1 protein-coding gene is annotated in these 242 nt (G+C 36.8%); it reads right to left on the bottom strand.

Annotation, left to right across the window (positions count from 1 at the left end; genetic code table 11):
- The coding region (locus ELQ16_RS09890; protein WP_208335106.1) for an AEC family transporter at positions 1-242 on the bottom strand (242 nt) is incomplete at both ends.

Below are 242 nucleotides of genomic sequence, written 5' to 3'. Positions count from 1 at the left end.
CTCCTGCTAAAGTCATTGTAGGCGTGGCACTTTCTATGATGGCAACTATGATTGAAGCTTTCATTTCAAAACCAAAAAGCTTTAATAAAAGCACAAAAATTAAAGGTGCTAAAACCATTTTAGCTAAAATCACAAGAATAGTAGGTTTATAAGCAGTTTTAATCGCCATAAAACCAAGTCCCAAACCTATGGCAAAAAGTGCCACTGGAGTAGCTGCACCACCAAATAAACGAATAGGGGAA

It is taken from the genome of Campylobacter sp. US33a (assembly GCF_004378855.1).
Taxonomy (GTDB): domain Bacteria; phylum Campylobacterota; class Campylobacteria; order Campylobacterales; family Campylobacteraceae; genus Campylobacter_D.
Note: the sequence above shows the minus strand (reverse complement) of the source record. Positions and strands in the feature narration are given on the sequence as shown.